This is a genomic window from Telluria sp. AZSoR62 (assembly GCF_058111565.1).
On the sequence record NZ_JBYTST010000040.1, the window covers coordinates 1 to 796 of the forward strand.

General features: G+C 65.3%; 3 protein-coding genes. All 3 read right to left on the reverse strand.

Annotated elements, in window-relative coordinates; translation table 11 throughout:
- A partial coding sequence (locus AC3XQU_RS22725; RefSeq protein WP_489876431.1) for a hypothetical protein occupies positions 1-212 on the reverse strand: 212 nt, incomplete at its 3' end.
- Positions 209-490: a hypothetical protein gene (locus tag AC3XQU_RS22730; protein WP_054780947.1), complete on the reverse strand. Its 282-nt coding sequence runs from the start codon at positions 488-490 to the stop codon at positions 209-211. The genes AC3XQU_RS22730 and AC3XQU_RS22725, both read right to left, overlap by 4 nt.
- On the reverse strand, positions 490-678 hold the full coding sequence (locus tag AC3XQU_RS22735) for a hypothetical protein (protein WP_158171412.1): 189 nt from the start codon (positions 676-678) through the stop codon (positions 490-492). Before AC3XQU_RS22735 ends, AC3XQU_RS22730 begins: the two co-directional genes overlap by 1 nt.
- Positions 679-796: the final 118 nt, after the last annotated feature.

Here is a 796-nt window from a genome sequence, read left to right on the forward strand (position 1 = left end):
TAGGTCGGGAGGCCGGCGGCACGCATGCCCGCGGCCTGCCCGGGACGAATCACCACCGCTTCGGGTAGCCCGTCCGATTTCGGGGTGACAGCGAGGTTGCCGTTCGGGTTCGGCTCGAACTCGACAGGCATCCGCTCCGAATTCGATGTGCGGCAGAAGAAGATCGCCGCGCCGCACGCCATGCACTTCGTCGCCTTCGGAGTGAACGTCATACCCTCACTCCCCTGGCGCGCATCACGTGCTCGGCTTTCACTTCCGCGATTCGCTCAACCCGATCCAGCCGGGCCGTGATTCGCTCGTCCGGATTCACCCAGGCCGCCAGCGCCATCAACGCTTGAGCCATCTGCCCGGGCCGCCGAGCGCACTCCACCGTCAAACGGTCATGCAGTGCGCGAGTGTCCGATTCGCGGATGTCCTCGCACACTTGGTGTGCGAAGGTCGCGACATCGTCGACGTCGGACCACAGCCCGGCCTTCTTCGTCGCCGCCATCACGACGCCTCCGGTTCGAGCAGGCCGAGCATCGACAGCAGCAGGCGGGCGTCGTCGGCGTCGTGGGAGTTCGCCGCGACGGTGCGTGCAGCCTTCGCTGACAAGGCCGCATCGGTCGGCGGCACAAACCCGAGATCAGCGTCCGAGGTGTAGTCGAACTGCCGCTCGCTGGTTCCGTTGATCTTCACAGGTCGACTCCAATCTGGTGATCTTTGACTTCGTCGTATGCGCGGTCGACTGCGCCGTCGTCGGGGTGAGATTCGGTGGGGTATGCGACCAGGTACGTCATCGATGCGTCTCGCCCGT

What these genes read in the sequence shown, in the direction of transcription:
- AC3XQU_RS22730 (WP_054780947.1), bottom strand. Translation starts at nt 490, where the DNA reads ATGGCGGCGACGAAGAAGGCCGGGCTGTGGTCCGACGTCGACGATGTC.